Below are 18,213 nucleotides of genomic sequence, written 5' to 3'. Positions count from 1 at the left end.
CAACCTTACTACTCCCCTTTAGATCTATTCACTTTGTTAATCTTTGGTTCAGCTTCTTGCTATTAAACTGATTTCATCATCTAAAGGAGGTCAGTTATGGATTTAAAAAGTCTTCTAAACCAAGCACTCAAATCAGACTTACTCAAGCAAGGGGCTGATGCGTTAGGTAAACAAACTAACAACATCAAATCCTCATCAAACTCAAGTAGCCTGAAAACGCTAGGAGCAGGTGCCGTTGGCGGAGGCCTTATCGGTATGCTGATGGGCTCGAAGAAAAGTAAAAAAATGACCAAGAAAATAGGCTCGGGCGCATTAAAAGTCGGTGGCGCTGCTGCGCTTGGAGCATTAGCCTACAAAGTTTATAACGACTGGCAAGCCAAACAGTCCGGTCAAGGTGTTCATGAGACCTTTGACCCCGATGACAGCAAACACAGTGTACTAATTTTAAAAGCAATGATTGGAGCCGCAAAAGCCGATGGCCATGTCGATGAAGAGGAAATGGCCCGCATCGAGCAAGCCCTCGCGGATATGGGCGCAGATGAGCACGTACGTCAACTCGTTCAGCAAGAACTAAACAAACCGCTCGATCCTGCTGAAATTGCTAATCAGGCGACCTCTCCTCAACAAGCGTCAGAAATTTATCTCGCGTCTTTGATTGTTGCTGATGAGCAAAACTTCATGGAAAAAGCGTATTTGCAAGAACTGGCAAAACAGCTTCAGCTTTCACCAGAAGTCACTCAGCAGTTAGAAGTACAAGTGCAGTGATTAAATCTCGCTCAAGCAACTCCTCAACTTGAGCCAAAACAACTCTGCACTTTGAGTTTCAAATCTGCTGTGTGTATATTGAGATAAGTTATCATTTAGTGGAAAGAAAACATGCAAGTATACGGCTGTTGTGAACTGGTTCGTGAGCTTTATGCTCAAATTGGTAGTGGCGATCAAGCTTACATTCCCCAAGCAATTTCATGTGCTGTTAAAGCGCTGAACGATGTTGCGGCGGATGAGTCTCTGCCTAAAGAAGTGCGTGAAAAAGCGGCATTTGCTGCGGCAAACCTACTGATTTCAGATTTTGAGGATAAGTAATGAATCTAGCTAACTTTGAATCCATGGATCCTGTCATGCTCATGAGCATTGTAAATATGAAGCTACGCGACGACTTCGGTGGTGACTTAGATAAACTGGTAGCTTTCTTCGATATCGATCGCACAGCACTAGAAGCAAAACTGGCTTCTGCTGGTTTTGACTTTCTTCCAGAAGCAGGACAATTCCGTTAACCCGCTGCAATCACCGCGGGTAACTGAAACTGGGAATAACCAACATGAAAAAGGGCTTGATGAGCACTCATCAAGCCCTTCTCTTTTGTCCAATAGACGTTTCGATTAGCCGAATGAAGCCCAGATGACCGTAGCCACAAGAATTGGACATACAAACTTCACATACGCAGGCCATAACTTACCAAACCAACCTTGCGTAAACTCCGGGCAACCTTGCTCAAGCTCTTTGATTTTTGAGTTGCGATTCCATACCCAACCACCAAATAAGCAGAATAAGAGCGCAGCGGTTGGTTGTAGATACTGAGTAGCAACCGTCGCGACCATACCAAACAGAGCACCAAAATTATAAACAATCACCACACTGAACAAGGCAATGAGACCACCTAAAACCCAGCTCGTTGCGCTACGCTTGGTGTTGAAACGCTCACTCACTAACGCCACTGGACACTCTAACATTGAAATGGAAGACGTTAGCGCCGCAATCGTCAGTAATAAGAAGAACACAATAGAGAACAATTGACCAAGCAAACCTAAGCTATCAAACATCAATGGCAAAACGGTAAATACCAACGTATCAGAGCTTAATAGAGAGCCATCTTCAGCATAGATTTGAACGCCTTTTTGCATCGCAACAAACATCGCTGGCATCACCACTAACCCTGCAATGAAAGCAACGGCAGTATCTACCATGGTCACGTTCATCGCCATCTTTGGTAGGTTCTCTTTCTTACTCAAGTAAGAGCCATAAATCAGCATTGAACAGCCACCGATCGTAAGCGAGAAGAAGCCCTGCCCCATTGCAGCAAGAATCAACTTGCGGTCCCATACCTTTTCGAAATCCGGTACCAAGTAATGCTTTAGCCCTTCCATCGCACCGCTTTGCGTCATGATGTAAACAAACAGTAGAGCAAACAAAACAAACAATGCTGGCATCAAACGTGTGGACCACTTCTCAATACCTTGTTTTACGCCACCTTGTACGATGAGAATCGTTAGCACATAAAAAGTAATGGTTCCGAACAAGTTACGTTCAACGCTAAAGCCCTTTAGCCATTGAGTTGCGGCTTCTAACCCCATTAGATCTGTGATTGCACCCAGTAAAAAGCAGATCAACCAACCACCGACAATAGAGTAAAACGCTAAAACAGCGCTTGGTACGCTTAAACCTATCCAGCCCACAATACCGCCGAGCTTTTTACCTACCGGATGATTGGTAAGCGAACGCATACTATCTACCGGGTTGGCTTGACCATGACGACCAATCGCCATTTCAACCACCAGCATAGGAAATGCGACGATAAGAATCATCACCAAATAAACCAACAGGAAAGCACCGCCGCCATTACTGGCAGCTTGGGTTGGAAAGCCCCAAATATTGCCAAGGCCAACTGCGGCACCTGCAGCCGCTAAGATGAATCCGAGACGAGAGCCAAAATGCTCACGAGGCTGAGAAGAGGTTTGCTGTGTCATACTACTCACACAAAATATCATTGAACTAGCTAACTAGTACACTATAGCAATATTCACTATTCAACAAGAGCACTCCGGTTAAATACTCGACAGTTGAAACAATTCACAGTCATTCAGCTTGTAAATTTTAACGTACATCTCACATTCATCATTCTAAGACCTGGCGACTTTTGTCTTTTTCACACGCCTAGAATTTGTGATTCTCCCATCGTGAAGTGAGCCGAAAAATAATGAGCTTTGGTGTAAGGAACGAATAGTTCCTCGTGATACTGTGTCGAAAAGCAGAATATTGTGCTTCGCTTTTTCCCCCTTATGTCTATTTATCAGCTAGTTATTACTCTGTTCTCATTTATATCCATGACTCAAGGAGAGGAAAATGAAGGTCACTCTACTTCACGGAGCGATGGTTGCAGCACTCAGCATCAGCTATCAAGCTCAAGCCTATAACTGCCAAAGCCTACCCGACTGGGACAGCACTGCGACTTATACATCGGGCACTTTAGTAAAAACGCAAGGAGCCGCTTACGAGGCCGCGTATTGGACGCAAGGCAATGACCCTGTTACCAATTCAGGGGCTTGGGAGGCATGGAAAGCGTTAGGGCAATGTGATGGTGGAAGCAACAACCTAGAGCCAACAGTGTCATTCTCCTCTCCAACAAACAACGCACAAATTCCCGAAGGCAGTGCGATCACCTTGCTAGCCAACGCAGCCGACGAAGATGGCCAAATCGCACAAGTTGAGTTTGTTGCAGGCAACCAAACGGTTGCTGTGGTAACTCAAGCACCATTCGAAGCATCTTGGACCGCTATTGAAGGTGTCTCGCAATTGACCGCGATTGCGACCGATAATGAGGGAGCCGTTACCACCACGACGATTTCTATCCAAGTTCAACCACAAGTCGAGTTGCCACCACCTAGCATTTCACTGACAAGCCCATCGGGAACGGAAGCGCTTAACGTGGGTGGGAACCTCACGGTGGCCGCTCAAGCTGATGATATTGATGGTGTGGTCACACAAGTTGAGTTCTTCGTGAACAATCAATCCGTCGCGATTGATACCAGCGTACCTTACGAATATCAATGGACCGCGAGTGCTGGTACACATTCGTTTAAAGCACAAGCGACTGATGACACAAACCTCGCAACCATGAGCCAAGAAGTAACGCTTGTTGTTAGTAATTCAGAAACAGGGACGGGCGGATGTGCAGATGCAGTGCCTTACGCGGCGGGCACGAGTTATCAAGTTGGCGACCTAGTTTCTCACCTCAACCAAAAATATCGTTGTGACGTTGCGGGTTGGTGTTCCTCGGATGCGACATGGGCTTACGAACCAGGTGAAGGGCTATACTGGCAAGATGCCTGGAGTGGCCTAGGTGCTTGTTCGACGCCACCGCAAGTTACCATTACGGCACCAACGGATGGACAAGTCGTGCTCGCTGGCAGCAATAACGAAATCACGGCTAACGCAAGCGATGCTGATGGCACAGTCACGCAAGTTGAGTTTTTTGCGAACAACACCAGCTTAGGGGTCACCACTCAAGCACCATATTCCGTTACTTGGAACGCCACACTTATTGGCGCTAACCAGCTTAAAGCCGTCGCAACCGATAATGATAACAACACGTCAGAGTCCTTGGTTGGTGTGGAAGTCAGCGATAAAGATTTGGTCGTCTCACTGACTTCACCAAGCAGCGGTCAAACCGTCGGCTTAGGCAAAAACCTCGCATTAAGTGCAGATGCAACGTCTTTAACTTCAGGCATTAAGCACGTTGATTTCATGATCAACGGCTCTATTGTTGCAACCGATACCACGGCACCTTACACAGCCAACTGGACACCAACTGCACTTGGTAACTTTACAGTTAGCGCCCAAGCTGTGGATTTGTCAGGAAGCAATGCATTGTCTGACGCAGCAGCAATAACGGTGGTTGAGCAAGCAGAGAAACGTCACAAACTCATCGGTTACTGGCACAATTTTGTAAATGGGGCTGGCTGTCCAATTCGTCTAGCAGATATGGCTGATGCGTGGGATGTGATTGATATTGCCTTTGCCGAAAATGACCGCAACAGTGATGGTACCGTGCACTTTAATCTATATTCAGGCGATATTTACAGCGATTGTCCAGCGCTCGACCCAGCACAGTTCAAACAAGACATGGCAGCGCTTCAAGCTAAAGGTAAGAAGTTTGTTCTCTCTCTTGGCGGCGCAGAAGGCACGATTACGCTGAATACCGATCAAGACGAAGCCAACTTTGTCTCTAGCCTAACAGGTCTTATCGCTGAGTGGGGCTTTGATGGTCTTGATGTGGATTTAGAGAGTGGATCTAACTTGGTTCATGGCTCGCAAATTCAAGCTCGCCTTGGTCGTGCTTTGCTTCAAATAGAGCAAAACATGGGTGGCGATATGTACCTAACCATGGCACCTGAGCATCCTTATGTTCAAGGCGGCTATGTGGCTTACAGCGGTATTTGGGGAGCTTACATTCCTGTGATTAACGAGACACGCAGCACGCTCGACCTACTTCACGTCCAGCTATATAACAACGGTGGTTTGCCAAACCCATATCTGCCAGGCAGTGCACCAGAAGGCTCTGTGGATATGATGGTAGCGCAATCTAAAATGCTGATCGAAGGCTTTGAATTGGCCGACGGCACTCAGTTTGCACCACTACGTGATGATCAAGTCGCAATCGGCTTACCTTCAGGTCCTAGCTCGGCAAATTCAGGTCAGGCTCCGACACAGAATATTATCAGCGCACTAGATTGTTTAACCAAAGGCACTTCATGTGGCACCGTTAAGCCAGCGTTCAATTACCCGAATTATGCAGGGGTAATGACGTGGTCTATCAACTGGGATCAGCACGATGGTTTTAACTTCTCAAAACCTGTCGGCGATAAACTCACTCAGATGAACGCGCAGTAAGTTGTTAATGAGCAAACGAATAACATCGTCTTGCTTTCATTACTTGTTCAAGTATGTAAAAACGAAAAGAGAGCACAATTGTGCTCTCTCTTTATACCATTGAGTTCTACTTTTTGAAGGGTAATTAAATCGTAAATACTCGGTAATCTTTTAGCTCAGGGATTTTCTTCAACAAATCGTCTTCTTGCCCTGCCATGTCATCCAACGAGTCGCACAAGTCTTCTGCTTGTTGCTCTACCTCTTTCGAATGCTCAGCTAAACGCTCTTCTACTTTCGCGCTGAGTTCAGCCATACTCTCCGATAATGCAGTGAGGTTTATTCCCCCCTCTTCCTTCATTTTTTTCGATAAAGCATCCAACGAACTCGTTAAAAACTCTTTATTGAAGATCTCTTGTGCTTTTGCAAAGTCTTCAGTCCACCCTTGTGTCATGGACTCAAAGCTTTCCGCTGGTAGAATGAAATCACCATCTTTGTAGTAACGTGATTCAACATCAGCGAAAAAGTCCTGTACTGCGACTTTGACGTTATCAAACGCGCCAGGTGCGTCTAGGCTTTCCGCGACATCATCGATGATGTCATTTGCAAGCGCTAAACCATCACTCGCCAACTGCTTTGCTTGTGGAATATACGCGTTCATTTTTTCGCGATAGTCTTCAACTGCCGCTTTTTGGTCGGCATTGAGTTCAATTAGCTCACCTTTGATGAAGAGGTTGTTATCCTCATCCACGACAGCTTTATCACCTGTCGTTTGGCGAATTTCCAAGCTTTGCCCATCCATACGGACTTCATTATTGATGTCCACACGACACTGCGCTGCATAACCAGTAGCACTGACCATCAGCAATGAGAGTGTAAAAAGCTTTTTCATGTCATTCTCTTTTATTTAACATTACTCGTATTAAACATAACACTGAGTGATACATGAGATGTCAGCAAACCGTCACGACTTCGTAACAAGTTGTTTTATCTCCTATTTTCACATCAATCTCATCGCCTTCTTCTTTCCCGAATAACGCTCGACCAAGAGGAGATTTTGCTGTTAAGACAAAGACTTCTTGAGCCTGATATTTAACAGTCAGACCACCAGAGCAAGGGCCTACAAAGAAGTGCTTTTCAAGCAAATTCTCATCTGCGAGAACGACGTAAGCACCTACACCAACAGGTGCGCCTTTAAAGTCGCGAGTCACTAGAGCGCGATATTGACGCAGCTCGTCTTCACTCTCTTGGATTCGCATAGCTTGTCCATGAGCAAGATACGCAGCTTCAAGTGCTAACGTATCGTACTTATGCTCGGGAACAGTTTCTTCATCTGTCGCGGCATCAATGGCTCGCTGAGCAGATGCATGGGCCACTTGAAGTTTTTCTTCCAGATGTTGGATGATAATTTGGACTAAGTCAGCTTTGTTCATACTTTTAGGACGCGCGTTTGGCACTCAGGGTGTGTTAATGTACCTAAGTTTACCATCAAAGAAAGGTTTCCCTATTATGCAAAGTGACTCGCTGCATCAAACACTTCAATCCGTATTTGGTTTTGACTCATTACGCCAAGGTCAACAACCTGTTATTGAAGCGGTTATGAATGGTTACTCTGCTGCGGCCATCTTTCCTACGGGTTCGGGTAAGTCTCTCTGTTACCAATTGCCAGCAACCGTATTGCCCAATCTTACGTTGGTGATCTCGCCGTTGTTGGCGCTAATGAAAGATCAGCTGAACTTTTTGCAAAGTAAAGGGATCCCAGCCGCTTCTATCGATAGCAGTCAAAGCAGAGAAGAGTCACAACGCGTCATGGCAGGGGTAAAAAATGGACAGATCAAAATATTGATGATTTCTGTTGAGCGCCTAAAGAACGAGCGTTTTCGTGAGTTCATTCGCCAAGTGCCGATCTCTTTGATGGTGGTTGATGAAGCGCACTGTATTTCCGAATGGGGACATAACTTCCGCCCTGATTATCTCAAGCTACCGCAATATCAACGTGAACTGAACATTCCACAATCTTTGCTTCTCACTGCAACAGCAACGCCCGCAGTTATTGAAGACATGAAACAAAAGTTCGATATTGCCAGTGAACATATTACCGTTACAGGCTTCTACCGCCCCAATCTGGATATCTCGGTGATCCCGTGCGAGGAAGCAACGAAACAAGAAAAGCTAAGTGAGCTCATCGCCTCTTCTCCTAAGCTTCCAACTATCGTATACGTGACACAACAGCAGACAGCAGAGCAAGTAGCAAAATCACTAATCCATATTGGCATTAATGCTCACGCGTACCATGCAGGTATGAAAAGCGACATCCGTGAACAAATCCAACAGCAGTTTATGGATAGCCAAATTGACTGTATTGTTGCCACGATTGCATTTGGTATGGGGGTCGATAAATCTGATATCCGCCGCGTCATTCACTTCGACTTACCCAAATCGATCGAGAACTACGCACAAGAGATTGGACGTGCAGGCAGGGACGGGCAACATTCTGAGTGCATTCTGCTGGGCAATACGTCCGGCTTAACGGTGTTGGAGAACTTTGTCTATGGTGACACACCTGAACTAACCTCGATTAACTATGTAGTCGAGCAAGCGAAAGAACATGCTCCACAATGGGAGGTAGTGCCACTGCGTTTATCGCGTGAAAGTAATATCCGCCAATTGCCACTCAAAACCTTGTTGGTTTATTTGGAGCTACATCAACTCATTGAAGCAAAATACAGTTACTTTGCGGAATATCGCTTTAAGTTTTTGCACGATCAGCAATTTATTGTGAATCAATTTCAAGGCGAGCGACGTCAATTCGTGGAGGCTATTTTCTCCTGTTCGCAAAAAGCAAAAGTGTGGTGCCAAGTTGACCTAGAAGCGTTATGGATGAACTATCAATCGGAACGCAACCGAGTTGTCGCAGCCCTCGACTATTTTCACCAGAATGGTTGGATAGAGCTAGAGAGCAAACAACTGACCGACGTGTACTCTGTTTTGCCAACCACACAGAGTTCTGATGTTTTAATCCAACAACTGTATGAACTGTTCCAATCCAAAGAAAGCAAAGATATCGAAAGAATTCACACCATGCTGCGCTTGTTCCAGTCAGAGCACTGTTTGAGCTCACAATTGGCGAACTACTTTGCTGATCACAATGCACCAAAGCAATGTGGTCACTGCTCCGTGTGTCGTGGTCAAGTCGCTTCGTTCCCAACACCACAAAGTGAGGATATTGAGCCACCTCAAGTAGCAATGTGGGTGCAGGAATTTATTCAGCTCTCCCCTTCAGCTATCAGCAATGATGCTGTCGCCCGCTTCTTGTGTGGCATTAGTACCCCTTTAATTAGCCAGCTAAAAGCTTCAAAACTGTCAGGTTATGGTGCGATGGCCAACACAAGCTTTGAGCAAGTATTAGATCAGGTAGAAGCAGTAAGAGCCTAGAAAAAGCTCAATTGACGCGCTTGGTTCTCGGGCTTGAGCATCACGTTCAAGCCTAAAAGGCGTATTTCCCGTCCGTTTTGGCGCTTAAGAATATCTCTTAGCAAGATCTTGAAGTCCTCAAGCTCTAATTGCGGATGGATATGCTCAATTGTTGTCAGTTGAAAGTCGGCAAATTTAACTTTAATACCTTGTTTAATAATCGATTTATCTGGGCTTGCACGCTCTAAGCGTTTCTCGAGTTCAGGATAAAGTTTATCCTCGATCACTTGCCAACATTCATCATAGCTCGAGATATTCTGGCTGAATGTTCGTTCCACACCGACGGATTTTCTCTCTCGCTCAACGACGACCTCTCGATTATCAATTCCATGGCTACGCTGCCATAAAGAGGCCCCCTGACGACCAAACTGTCTCAGCAATTCACGATAGTCGCTGTTTTTAATATCCTCACATCGATAAAAGCCCGCTTGATGTAGCTTCTCAAGACTCACCTTCCCAACACCAGGAATGTTTTCCAGCGGAAGTGTATCGATAACTTCCTGGACCTTATCTGGCGGGATAACAAACTGACCGTTGGGTTTATTCATATCAGAGGCGACTTTGGCAAGAAACTTAATCGGTGCAATGCCCGCCGATGCCGTCAGCCCAAGCTCATTCCAAATGTCGCGTCGAATAGACTCTGCGATCAACGTTGCGGAGCCACGACAAGCTGTCGAGTCCGTAACATCGAGGTATGCTTCATCTAATGATAGAGGTTCAATGATAGGCGTATAACGCTCAAAAATAGCACGAATCTGCAGAGAGACTTGTTTGTACACGTGCATTCGACCGGGAACGACTAGTAAATGGGGGCAGAGTTGCAATGCTCGCGCCGTTGACATTGCACTACGAACGCCATATTTGCGCGCCTCATAATTACAGGTGCTAATCACGCCACGCTGTTTTTCATGACCGCCAACGGCGAGTGCAATGCCACGGTAACTAGGATTATCTCTCATCTCAACGGCAGCATAAAAACAATCCATATCGACGTGAATGATTTTTCTAATTCGGTCTGACATAGCCATCAAATACTGTTCAAAAAAACAGTATAAATTAAATCTGCCTTGATAGAAATGAGAGTTTGTAAACGTGCTTTAATCTCGTAACATCACATCAAGCTGATCGACCAACTCTGCCCAGTCTGCGTCTTCTTCAATGGCTTGTTTGAGAAATGTGGCTTGCGAACTTGTCCAAAAGCTGGCTTCATGCAGAGGGGCTGAAGCTCTTTTGTGCCGATGTTCGTTAATAAAGTCCTTTATCTCTTGAGGAGAGCTGCCGAGGCCTAGTTGTTGAAACAATTCAGCCATACCGTGTTGATGCATTTCCATATTTCCTCCTAAGTTGACGCGCTTTAGTTTGAGTATATAACCAAATAACAGTTAAGTACGGTGATTAAAGGGAAATGACTTGGCTGTGAAGTCTGCACCGACTTAAGCTTCCGGTCATCCTAGATTAAACGTAGCAAGCAAAGTATAAACTCTCAGAGAAGTAGAGCGAGAAATATAAAAAAACCCAGCTTTAGCTGGGTTATTTTGTATTACTCTTTGGATGACCGATACTTAAGCAATTCGATCTTTTTCCCATGCAGCCAATTTCTCAGCTCGCGCCGCTTCACGTGCTTCACGTTTCTTACGCGCGTCACATGGTTCTGGACAGTTACATACTTTCTCAATACCTACTGCACCAAGACCGCCACAACTACCCTTCACTACTTTCTTCTGGAAGATGTAGCCAACAGCCATCGCTGCGATTACCGCAACAAAAACTGCAAACGTAATTAGAAATGTACTCATAAGAACATGCTCACTTCTGTTGTTATTTCTTCATGAACGGCTTGTATGCTTCCGAAGCCAGCTCTTTAAAACCATTTTCCGTCTTCACAATCATGAAAACAGGAATATTATTTTCGTTCGCAATTGCCATGCCTTTGTCTTCACCTAGCACCATAAGACCAGTTGCAAGACCATCAGCAGTCATCGACGATTTATCTAATACCGTTACAGACACCACTTTATGATGAATAGGTTTGCCTGTTCTTGGATTAATAATATGAGAGTATCTCACACCATTACTCTCAAAGTAATTACGATAGTCACCACTTGTTGCAATTGCCATGTCCCCTGGCTCAATAATTTCTTGAATTGAGCGCTCATCAATAGTCGGCTTTTCAATCGCAATGCGCCACGGCACGCCTTCACGATTCACGCCTTTGAGGCGCATTTCGCCGCCCACTTCTACCATGAAGTTATGAACCCCTTCAGATTGAAGGTAGTCAGCAACCACGTCAACCCCCCAACCTTTAGCAATAGTTGATAAATCGACATACAAGTTAGGAATATCTTTGGACAATTTATTGCCATCAACAGATAGATGATGAATGCCAGTATTGGCTTTGCGTGCCGCTAGCTCTTCATCTGTAGGAACGACATCAGGGCGAGCTTCTGGGCCAAAGCCCCACAGGTTAACTAAAGGACCGACTGTCACATCCAACGCACCTAAAGTAAGACCGTTAAGGCGAATTGCTTCTTTGACTACAGTTGCTGTTTGTGTCGATACAGTAAATGGCTCGCTCGTTTGATGCTGGTTAAAACGACTTAACTCTGAATCATCACGGTAGGTCGACATTTGGTCATTAACCTCTTCCAATAAGCGATCAATTTCCGTCTGCATCGCTTTTGGCGTTGGAATACCATCTTGCTCGATATATTTGATGTTATAAGAAGTCCCCATGGTAGGGCCACTTAGATGAATTTGATCTGCTGGCTGCTCACAGCCAGCCAAAATCAATAGAGAAGCGAATGCAACAAGCCACGTTTTCACTTGTTAACTCCCAATGTTGTTGAATTGATATGGGGAATGGGACCGATTACTTAAATCCAATTACCTATATCAACTGTTGAATATTATTTTTACTTCTACAAAAAATAATGGCTAGCTCTTAGAGAGCTAGCCATAGATTCAATCACTTGGAGGGATTAACCACCGAAGTCATCTAGTAGGATGTTTTCATCCTCTACACCTAGATCTTTTAGCATGCCGATAACAGCAGCGTTCATCATAGGTGGACCACACATGTAGTATTCACAGTCTTCTGGCGCTTCGTGATCACGTAGGTAGTTCTCGTAAAGAACGTTGTGAATAAAGCCAGTGTAACCATCCCAGTTATCTTCTGGAAGTGGATCAGACAGTGCACAGTGCCATACGAAGTTGTCATTCTCAGCTTGTAGCATATCGAAGTCTTCTACGTAGAACATTTCACGCTTAGAACGTGCGCCGTACCAGAAAGACATCTTACGCTTAGAGTGCAGACGCTTAAGTTGGTCGAAGATGTGTGAGCGCATTGGAGCCATACCAGCACCACCACCAACGAATACCATTTCTGCATCTGTATCTTTCGCAAAGAACTCACCAAATGGACCAGAAATAGTACACTTGTCGCCTTCTTTTAGAGACCAGATGTACGAAGACATGATGCCTGGTGGTACGTCTGGGTTGTTCGGCGGCGGAGTCGCGATACGAACGTTAAGCATGATGATACCGTGCTCTTCTGGGTAGTTAGCCATTGAGTATGCACGGATTGTCTCTTCGTTAACTTTAGACTCGTAACGGAAAAGGTTGAACTTCTCCCAGTCTTCACGGTATTCCTCAGGAATATCGTAGTCTGCGTATTTCACGTGGTGAGCAGGTGCTTCAATCTGGATGTAACCACCAGCACGGAAAGGTACTGATTCGCCATCTGGAATTTGTAGCTTAAGCTCTTTGATGAATGTCGCTTTGTTATCGTTAGAGATAACGGTACATTCCCACTTCTTAACGCCGAAGATTTCTTCAGGAAGCTCGATGTCCATGTCAGTTTTCATAGCAACCTGACACGCTAGACGCTCACCTTCACGCGCTTCACCTTTAGTAATATGGTCAAGCTCGGTTGGTAGGATGTCGCCGCCACCTGATTTAACTTTTACGCGACACTGACCACATGAGCCACCGCCACCACAAGCAGAAGATACGAATACGCCAGCACCGGCTAGAGCACTCAGTAGCTTACCACCTGGTTGTGTAACGATCGCCAGAGAAGGGTCATCGTTCACAGAAATTGTAATGTCACCTGTTGGTACAAGCTTAGACTTAGCGAAAAGAATCACTAGTACTAGTGCAAGTACGATCAGAGTAAACATCACTACACCAAGAATAATGTCCATTGACTATTCCTTAATTGTTGCGGTTTACCCGACTTACAGTTGAACACCAGAGAAAGACATAAAGCCTAACGCCATAAGACCTACAGTGATAAATGTGATACCAAGACCACGTAGACCTGGAGGTACGTCAGAGTACTTCATCTTCTCACGGATACCTGCAAGAGCAACGATTGCTAGCATCCAGCCCACACCAGAGCCGAAACCGTAAACGATAGATTCAGCAAAGTTGTAGTCACGTTGTACCATGAAAGATACACCACCGAAGATTGCACAGTTTACTGTGATCAGCGGTAGGAAGATGCCTAGCGCGTTGTACAAAGGTGGGAAGAAACGGTCTAGAACCATCTCTAGAATCTGTACAAGTGCTGCAATTACACCGATAAAGGTGATGAAGTTTAGGAAGCTAAGGTCCACGCCCTCAACTAACGCGTTCTCTCTCAGAACTAGGTTGTATACTAGGTTGTTCACAGGAACAGCGATAGTCAGTACTACCACAACTGCAACACCTAGGCCGAAAGAGGTCTTAACCTTCTTAGATACGGCAAGGAAAGTACACATACCCAGGAAGAAAGACAGAGCCATGTTTTCGATGAAAATCGATTTAACTAACAGACTAATGTAATGTTCCATGACGTCCTTACTCCTTCGCTTCTACTTGTTCTGGTTTCAGAATACGGATTACCCAGATAAGGAAGCCGATTAGGAAGAATGCTGATGGTGCTAGTAGCATTAGGCCGTTAGGCTGGTACCAACCACCGTTGCTCACTAGAGGTAGAACTTCTAGGCCAAATAGTTTGCCTGAGCCAAATAGCTCACGGAAGAAACCTACAGTGATAAGAACGAAACCGTAACCTAGACCGTTACCAATACCGTCAATAAGAGATGGTACTGGCGCAGACTTCATTGCGAATGCTTCAGCACGACCCATTACTATACAGTTAGTGATAATCAGACCAACGAATACAGATAGCTGTTTAGAGATATCGTATAGGTAAGCTTTTAGCACCTGGTCTACCACGATTACTAGCGATGCGATAATTGCCATCTGAACGATGATACGCACACTGTTAGGAATGTGGTTACGGATCAATGAAACAGAGAAGTTAGACAACGCAGTTACAAATGTTACCGCTAGCGTCATTACAAAAGCTGTTTCTAGTTTAGTTGTTACTGCAAGAGCAGAACATACACCAAGAACTTGTAGCGCGATTGGGTTGTTATCCAATACTGGCGCTAGAATGCTCTTTTTAACGTTTTGTGCACTAGACATTAGTTAAGTTCTCCGTCACGAACTTTTGCTAGGAAAGGACCAAAGCCCTTGTCACCTAACCAGAAGTCAAATGTGTGTTGAACACCATTACTAGTGAGCGTTGCTCCTGATAGGCCATCAACACCGTGCTCAGAACCTTGCGGTGCGCCGCCTTTCACGACCTTAATCGCTGGCTGATGATCTTCATTGTACAATTTCTTGCCAATGAATTGATCGCGCCATGAAGGGTTCTCTACTTCACCACCAAGTCCAGGAGTTTCACCTTGCTCGTAGTAAGTAATAGCAGACACAGTGTTACCATCAGTTTCAACGGCTACAAAGGCATACATCATCGACCATAGTCCTTTACCGTGCATAGGCAAGATAACTTTTTGGACTTCATCTTGGTCTTTTACTAAGTACACCACTGCTGTATTCGCACGACGACGGATATCAGCGACGTCTTCTTCTGGTGTCAATGCGATTGAACGTTCTGCATCTTTTGATGCTTCACGCTGATCGTACGTAGATGCATTACCCTCAGTAAAGTTACCTGTTTCAAGGTCTACCAGACGAGGTTCGATGTACTCAGCAAATAGCTCTGGTACTTTCTTACCGTTCGCGTCAATGCCTGCAACTTCAACGATCTTTGATTGCTTATCTAGGACAGCGTTAGCTTTTTGCTTATCACGCAGACCTACTGCTGCTGTTGATACGATGATTGAACAAACAAGGCTCAACCCGATAACAACACCCAGCGTCTTTTTAATGCTGTCGTTATTACTTGCCATAGCGTGCTAGTCTCCGCTTGATGTTCTTCTCAATCACTACATGGTCGAACAGAGGTGCGAATAGGTTCGCGAATAGAATCGCCAGCATCATACCTTCTGGGTACGCCGGGTTAACTACACGGATCATCACACACATTGCACCAATCAGGATGCCGTACCACCATTTACCTTTGTTAGTAAATGACGCTGATACTGGGTCCGTTGCCATGAAGAACATACCGAATGCAAAACCACCTAGAACTAGGTGCCAGTGCCATGGCATGTTGAACATTGGGTTAGTGTCAGAACCGATCACGTTAAACAGAGTCGATACTGCAATCATACCGATCATTACGCCCGCAATGATGCGCCATGAAGCGATTCGCATGTAAACGATCATCGCTGCACCGATCATTAGAGCTAGAGTCGATACTTCACCAATAGAGCCAGGGATGTTACCGATGAAAGCGTCCATCCAAGTGATAGGAGAACCAGTTACTGTGTTAACTAGAGCACCGTTACCACCTTGAGCCCATTGGCTAAGAGCAGTTGCACCAGAGAAGCCGTCAGCTGCAGTCCATACTACGTCACCCGAGATTTGCGCTGGGTAAGCGAAGAATAGGAATGCACGACCTGCAAGTGCAGGGTTAAGGAAGTTACGACCTGTACCACCGAAGATCTCTTTCGCAACAACAACACCAAATGTGATACCTAGTGCCGCTTGCCATAGAGGTAGCGTTGGTGGAACGATAAGTGCGAACAAGATAGAAGTAACAAAGAAGCCTTCGTTTACTTCGTGCTTACGCACCATACAGAAAAGCACTTCCCAGAAACCACCAACAAGGAATACTGTTGCGTAGATAGGTAGGAAGTAGGTCGCACCTAGTAGCATCTTACTGCCAACCCCTGCATCAGCGGCAATCGTTCCGCCCAGCATTTCAGTTAGCCAGTAGTGCCAGTTACCAGAGATAACTGTCGCTAGTTGATCACCAGCGTACATGTGGTTAAGCGCTGCAATAGCTTGGCCACCTGCGTTGTACATACCCCAGAACATTGCTGGGAATACCGCAAACCAAACCATGATCATGATACGTTTTAGGTCAACGCTATCACGAACGTGCGAGCTTTTACTTGTTACGATACCTGGAGTGTAAAAAACTGTTGCTACAGCTTCGTACAGGGCAAACCATTTTTCGTGTTTACCACCAGGCTCAAAATGATGCTCGATGTCTTCAAGAAACTTTTTAAGAGCCATGAAAATTACCCTTCCTTCTCGATAGTATCTAGGCATTCACGAAGTAACGTACCGTACTCGTACTTACCTGGACATACAAAGGTACACAATGCTAGATCTTCTTCATCCAGTTCAAGCGCACCCAGTGCTTGAGCACTGTCTGTATCACCTGCACATAGATCACGAAGCAGCAGAGTAGGCTCCATATCTAGAGGCATTACGCGTTCGTAGTTGCCAATTGGAACCATTGAACGATCACTACCATTGGTCGTCGTTGTCATATTGAACAACTGACCTTTGAATACGTGACCAAGGAAAGAGCGAGTTACCGAGAACTTATTCTTACCAGGCATTGCCCAGCCAAATAGTTCTTTCTCACGGCCTTCACGTAATACAGAAACCTGTTGATGGTAACGGCCAAGATATGCGTGTGGACCAGTTGCATGTGTACCTGTCAGTACAGAACCAGAAATCACACGAACTTCGCCAGGCATCAGCTCATTATCTGTTAGGTCATCCAAGCTTGCACCGATTACGGTACGAACTAGACGAGGGTTATTCACAACTGGACCAGCTAGAGACACAACACGATCTGTGTATAGCTCACCAGTTAGGAACAGCTTACCGAACGCGATAACGTCTTGGTAGTTGATGCTCCATGCCACATTTTCTGCATTCACTGGGTATAGGAAATGCATGTGGGTGCCAGCAAGACCTGCTGGGTGAGGGCCATCGAAGACGTGTTCTTCTACGTTAGACTGTGAAGAGCGTGGCAAACTAGTGCCAGATTTACATACGTAAACCTTGCCTTCTGTCAGGGCTGAAAGAATGTCTAGACCAGCAATGAATGCTTCTTGTTGCTCATTAATGATCAACTCAGGCTTAGCTGCTAGTGGATTAGTATCCATTGCAGTTACGAAAATAGCCTTAGTAGAAGACTCGATTGCAGGAACCTTGCTAAACGGACGAGTACGTAAAGCGGTCCATAGGCCAGAGTCAACCAACTGAGTCTTGATCACTTCACGATCTAGACCTGAAAGTTGAGCGGCTTCGAACTTATCAAATGTCACCTGCTCTTCACCTGCCACTTCAATCACTACAGATTGAAGGACACGTTTAGCGCCACGGTTAACTTCGATCACTTTACCGGCTGCTGGTGCAGTAAATTTCACGCCAGGGTTCTTTTTATCTTCAAAAAGAACTTGCGCTTTTTTCACTTCATCACCAACGCGGACATGCATGGTAGGACGCATGCCAACGTACTCTTCGCCAAGCAAGGCGACTTTTTTGATGGTCTTACCATCATTAATCACCTGGGATGGAGTTCCTGCGATAGGAAGATCCAAGCCCTTCTTTATTGTAATCATACGCACTTGCACTACTTTTATCGGGAAAAAGATTCTTTTGATTGCGTAACTTTTAGACACGACATCAGTGTCCGGTTTTGATGTTGTTTTAAACATCAAAATCGCAACATCCTATTAAAAATCTCGTCACAAGGAATACGCGAGATTTATCAGGTGCCGTAGTCTAGCATTTTTTAGGAACTTGATGCCATGACCAATCATTAGAATAGAGGGGTTATTTCGGTAGAATCAGGTCTAAAAGGTCAAAGAATAGTCATAACTTTGACCGATCGCA

At 45.3% G+C, this 18,213-nt stretch carries 18 protein-coding genes; 5 read left to right on the top strand and 13 right to left on the bottom strand.

Annotated elements, in window-relative coordinates; all coding sequences use genetic code 11:
- Positions 1 to 96: 96 nt before the first annotated feature.
- The 3 genes from ACZ5ZC_RS21075 (at position 97) to ACZ5ZC_RS21065 (ending at position 1,274) form a co-directional block, all read left to right on the top strand.
- On the top strand, positions 97 to 765 hold the full coding sequence (locus tag ACZ5ZC_RS21075) for a tellurite resistance TerB family protein (protein WP_164666282.1): 669 nt from the start codon (positions 97 to 99) through the stop codon (positions 763 to 765).
- 111 nt (positions 766 to 876) lie between these two features.
- Positions 877 to 1,083: a YaeP family protein gene (locus tag ACZ5ZC_RS21070; protein WP_005391765.1), complete on the top strand. Its 207-nt coding sequence runs from the start codon at positions 877 to 879 to the stop codon at positions 1,081 to 1,083.
- A complete protein-coding gene (locus tag ACZ5ZC_RS21065; RefSeq protein WP_012841490.1) occupies positions 1,083 to 1,274 on the top strand; it encodes a DUF4250 domain-containing protein in 192 nt (63 codons plus the stop codon). Before ACZ5ZC_RS21070 ends, ACZ5ZC_RS21065 begins: the two co-directional genes overlap by 1 nt.
- 105 nt (positions 1,275 to 1,379) lie before the next feature.
- Here the strand turns inward: ACZ5ZC_RS21065 and ACZ5ZC_RS21060 are convergent, their stop codons facing one another.
- Positions 1,380 to 2,744: a sodium-dependent transporter gene (locus ACZ5ZC_RS21060; protein WP_464932258.1), complete on the bottom strand. Its 1,365-nt coding sequence runs from the start codon at positions 2,742 to 2,744 to the stop codon at positions 1,380 to 1,382.
- 376 nt (positions 2,745 to 3,120) lie between these two features.
- On the opposite strand from ACZ5ZC_RS21060, the gene ACZ5ZC_RS21055 reads away from it, so the two are divergent.
- Positions 3,121 to 5,667 carry an Ig-like domain-containing protein gene (locus ACZ5ZC_RS21055; protein ID WP_464932257.1) on the top strand — a complete coding sequence of 849 codons (2,547 nt, stop codon included), beginning with the start codon at positions 3,121 to 3,123 and terminating at the stop codon, positions 5,665 to 5,667.
- A gap of 124 nt (positions 5,668 to 5,791) precedes the next feature.
- Here the strand turns inward: ACZ5ZC_RS21055 and ACZ5ZC_RS21050 are convergent, their stop codons facing one another.
- Positions 5,792 to 6,535 (bottom strand): YggN family protein, encoded by a 744-nt coding sequence (locus ACZ5ZC_RS21050; protein ID WP_268845236.1) that lies wholly within the window; start codon positions 6,533 to 6,535, stop codon positions 5,792 to 5,794.
- 61 nt (positions 6,536 to 6,596) lie between these two features.
- Positions 6,597 to 7,076, bottom strand: coding sequence for a GreA/GreB family elongation factor (locus tag ACZ5ZC_RS21045; protein ID WP_054867209.1), 480 nt, complete (start codon positions 7,074 to 7,076; stop codon positions 6,597 to 6,599).
- 76 nt (positions 7,077 to 7,152) lie between these two features.
- On the opposite strand from ACZ5ZC_RS21045, the gene ACZ5ZC_RS21040 reads away from it, so the two are divergent.
- Positions 7,153 to 9,078 carry a RecQ family ATP-dependent DNA helicase gene (locus ACZ5ZC_RS21040; RefSeq protein WP_464932387.1) on the top strand — a complete coding sequence of 642 codons (1,926 nt, stop codon included), beginning with the start codon at positions 7,153 to 7,155 and terminating at the stop codon, positions 9,076 to 9,078.
- Here the strand turns inward: ACZ5ZC_RS21040 and dinB are convergent.
- From dinB to ACZ5ZC_RS20990, 10 genes are all read right to left on the bottom strand, one after another.
- The gene (gene dinB / locus ACZ5ZC_RS21035) at positions 9,075 to 10,139 is read right to left on the bottom strand and encodes a DNA polymerase IV (protein ID WP_193446970.1); all 1,065 of its coding nucleotides are present in this window, start codon (positions 10,137 to 10,139) and stop codon (positions 9,075 to 9,077) included. The two genes, ACZ5ZC_RS21040 and dinB, sit on opposite strands and share 4 nt — an antisense overlap.
- 75 nt (positions 10,140 to 10,214) lie before the next feature.
- Positions 10,215 to 10,448 (bottom strand): DUF2789 domain-containing protein, encoded by a 234-nt coding sequence (locus ACZ5ZC_RS21030; RefSeq protein ID WP_012841486.1) that lies wholly within the window; start codon positions 10,446 to 10,448, stop codon positions 10,215 to 10,217.
- 231 nt (positions 10,449 to 10,679) lie between these two features.
- Complete coding sequence (nqrM, locus tag ACZ5ZC_RS21025; RefSeq protein WP_005436655.1) at positions 10,680 to 10,913, bottom strand: (Na+)-NQR maturation NqrM; 234 nt, start codon at positions 10,911 to 10,913, stop codon at positions 10,680 to 10,682.
- Positions 10,914 to 10,935: 22 nt separating this feature from the next.
- On the bottom strand, positions 10,936 to 11,940 hold the full coding sequence (locus tag ACZ5ZC_RS21020; RefSeq protein WP_047008896.1) for an FAD:protein FMN transferase: 1,005 nt from the start codon (positions 11,938 to 11,940) through the stop codon (positions 10,936 to 10,938).
- Positions 11,941 to 12,095: 155 nt separating this feature from the next.
- Positions 12,096 to 13,319, bottom strand: a complete 1,224-nt coding sequence (gene nqrF / locus ACZ5ZC_RS21015) for an NADH:ubiquinone reductase (Na(+)-transporting) subunit F (RefSeq protein ID WP_005380271.1) — start codon at positions 13,317 to 13,319, stop codon at positions 12,096 to 12,098.
- Positions 13,320 to 13,352: 33 nt separating this feature from the next.
- Positions 13,353 to 13,949, bottom strand: coding sequence for an NADH:ubiquinone reductase (Na(+)-transporting) subunit E (gene nqrE, locus ACZ5ZC_RS21010; RefSeq protein WP_005380270.1), 597 nt, complete (start codon positions 13,947 to 13,949; stop codon positions 13,353 to 13,355).
- A 7-nt stretch (positions 13,950 to 13,956) separates the two neighbouring features.
- Positions 13,957 to 14,589, bottom strand: coding sequence for an NADH:ubiquinone reductase (Na(+)-transporting) subunit D (locus ACZ5ZC_RS21005; protein WP_005380269.1), 633 nt, complete (start codon positions 14,587 to 14,589; stop codon positions 13,957 to 13,959).
- Positions 14,589 to 15,359, bottom strand: a complete 771-nt coding sequence (locus ACZ5ZC_RS21000) for a Na(+)-translocating NADH-quinone reductase subunit C (protein ID WP_006742550.1) — start codon at positions 15,357 to 15,359, stop codon at positions 14,589 to 14,591. Before ACZ5ZC_RS21000 ends, ACZ5ZC_RS21005 begins: the two co-directional genes overlap by 1 nt.
- Positions 15,349 to 16,593: an NADH:ubiquinone reductase (Na(+)-transporting) subunit B gene (locus ACZ5ZC_RS20995; protein WP_464932256.1), complete on the bottom strand. Its 1,245-nt coding sequence runs from the start codon at positions 16,591 to 16,593 to the stop codon at positions 15,349 to 15,351. The genes ACZ5ZC_RS21000 and ACZ5ZC_RS20995 overlap by 11 nt, the downstream gene beginning before the upstream one ends.
- A gap of 5 nt (positions 16,594 to 16,598) precedes the next feature.
- Complete coding sequence (locus ACZ5ZC_RS20990; protein WP_041853022.1) at positions 16,599 to 17,939, bottom strand: Na(+)-translocating NADH-quinone reductase subunit A; 1,341 nt, start codon at positions 17,937 to 17,939, stop codon at positions 16,599 to 16,601.
- Between the last annotated feature and the right edge of the window lie 274 nt (positions 17,940 to 18,213).

It is taken from the genome of Vibrio sp. JCM 18905 (assembly GCF_055393305.1).
Note: the sequence above shows the minus strand (reverse complement) of the source record. Positions and strands in the feature narration are given on the sequence as shown.

Excerpts from the sequence above, each read along its gene's own strand:
- ACZ5ZC_RS21070 (WP_005391765.1), top strand. The coding sequence starts at position 877 with ATGCAAGTATACGGCTGTTGTGAACTGGTTCGTGAGCTTTATGCTCAA.
- ACZ5ZC_RS21005 (WP_005380269.1), bottom strand. The coding sequence starts at position 14,589 with ATGTCTAGTGCACAAAACGTTAAAAAGAGCATTCTAGCGCCAGTATTG.
- nqrE (WP_005380270.1), bottom strand. The coding sequence starts at position 13,949 with ATGGAACATTACATTAGTCTGTTAGTTAAATCGATTTTCATCGAAAAC.
- ACZ5ZC_RS21030 (WP_012841486.1), bottom strand. The coding sequence starts at position 10,448 with ATGGAAATGCATCAACACGGTATGGCTGAATTGTTTCAACAACTAGGC.
- ACZ5ZC_RS21000 (WP_006742550.1), bottom strand. The coding sequence starts at position 15,359 with ATGGCAAGTAATAACGACAGCATTAAAAAGACGCTGGGTGTTGTTATC.
- nqrF (WP_005380271.1), bottom strand. The coding sequence starts at position 13,319 with ATGGACATTATTCTTGGTGTAGTGATGTTTACTCTGATCGTACTTGCA.
- ACZ5ZC_RS20990 (WP_041853022.1), bottom strand. The coding sequence starts at position 17,939 with ATGATTACAATAAAGAAGGGCTTGGATCTTCCTATCGCAGGAACTCCA.
- ACZ5ZC_RS21065 (WP_012841490.1), top strand. The coding sequence starts at position 1,083 with ATGAATCTAGCTAACTTTGAATCCATGGATCCTGTCATGCTCATGAGC.
- ACZ5ZC_RS21040 (WP_464932387.1), top strand. The coding sequence starts at position 7,153 with ATGCAAAGTGACTCGCTGCATCAAACACTTCAATCCGTATTTGGTTTT.
- ACZ5ZC_RS21060 (WP_464932258.1), bottom strand. The coding sequence starts at position 2,744 with ATGACACAGCAAACCTCTTCTCAGCCTCGTGAGCATTTTGGCTCTCGT.
- dinB (WP_193446970.1), bottom strand. The coding sequence starts at position 10,139 with ATGTCAGACCGAATTAGAAAAATCATTCACGTCGATATGGATTGTTTT.
- ACZ5ZC_RS20995 (WP_464932256.1), bottom strand. The coding sequence starts at position 16,593 with ATGGCTCTTAAAAAGTTTCTTGAAGACATCGAGCATCATTTTGAGCCT.
- ACZ5ZC_RS21050 (WP_268845236.1), bottom strand. The coding sequence starts at position 6,535 with ATGAAAAAGCTTTTTACACTCTCATTGCTGATGGTCAGTGCTACTGGT.
- ACZ5ZC_RS21045 (WP_054867209.1), bottom strand. The coding sequence starts at position 7,076 with ATGAACAAAGCTGACTTAGTCCAAATTATCATCCAACATCTGGAAGAA.
- ACZ5ZC_RS21055 (WP_464932257.1), top strand. The coding sequence starts at position 3,121 with ATGAAGGTCACTCTACTTCACGGAGCGATGGTTGCAGCACTCAGCATC.
- nqrM (WP_005436655.1), bottom strand. The coding sequence starts at position 10,913 with ATGAGTACATTTCTAATTACGTTTGCAGTTTTTGTTGCGGTAATCGCA.
- ACZ5ZC_RS21075 (WP_164666282.1), top strand. The coding sequence starts at position 97 with ATGGATTTAAAAAGTCTTCTAAACCAAGCACTCAAATCAGACTTACTC.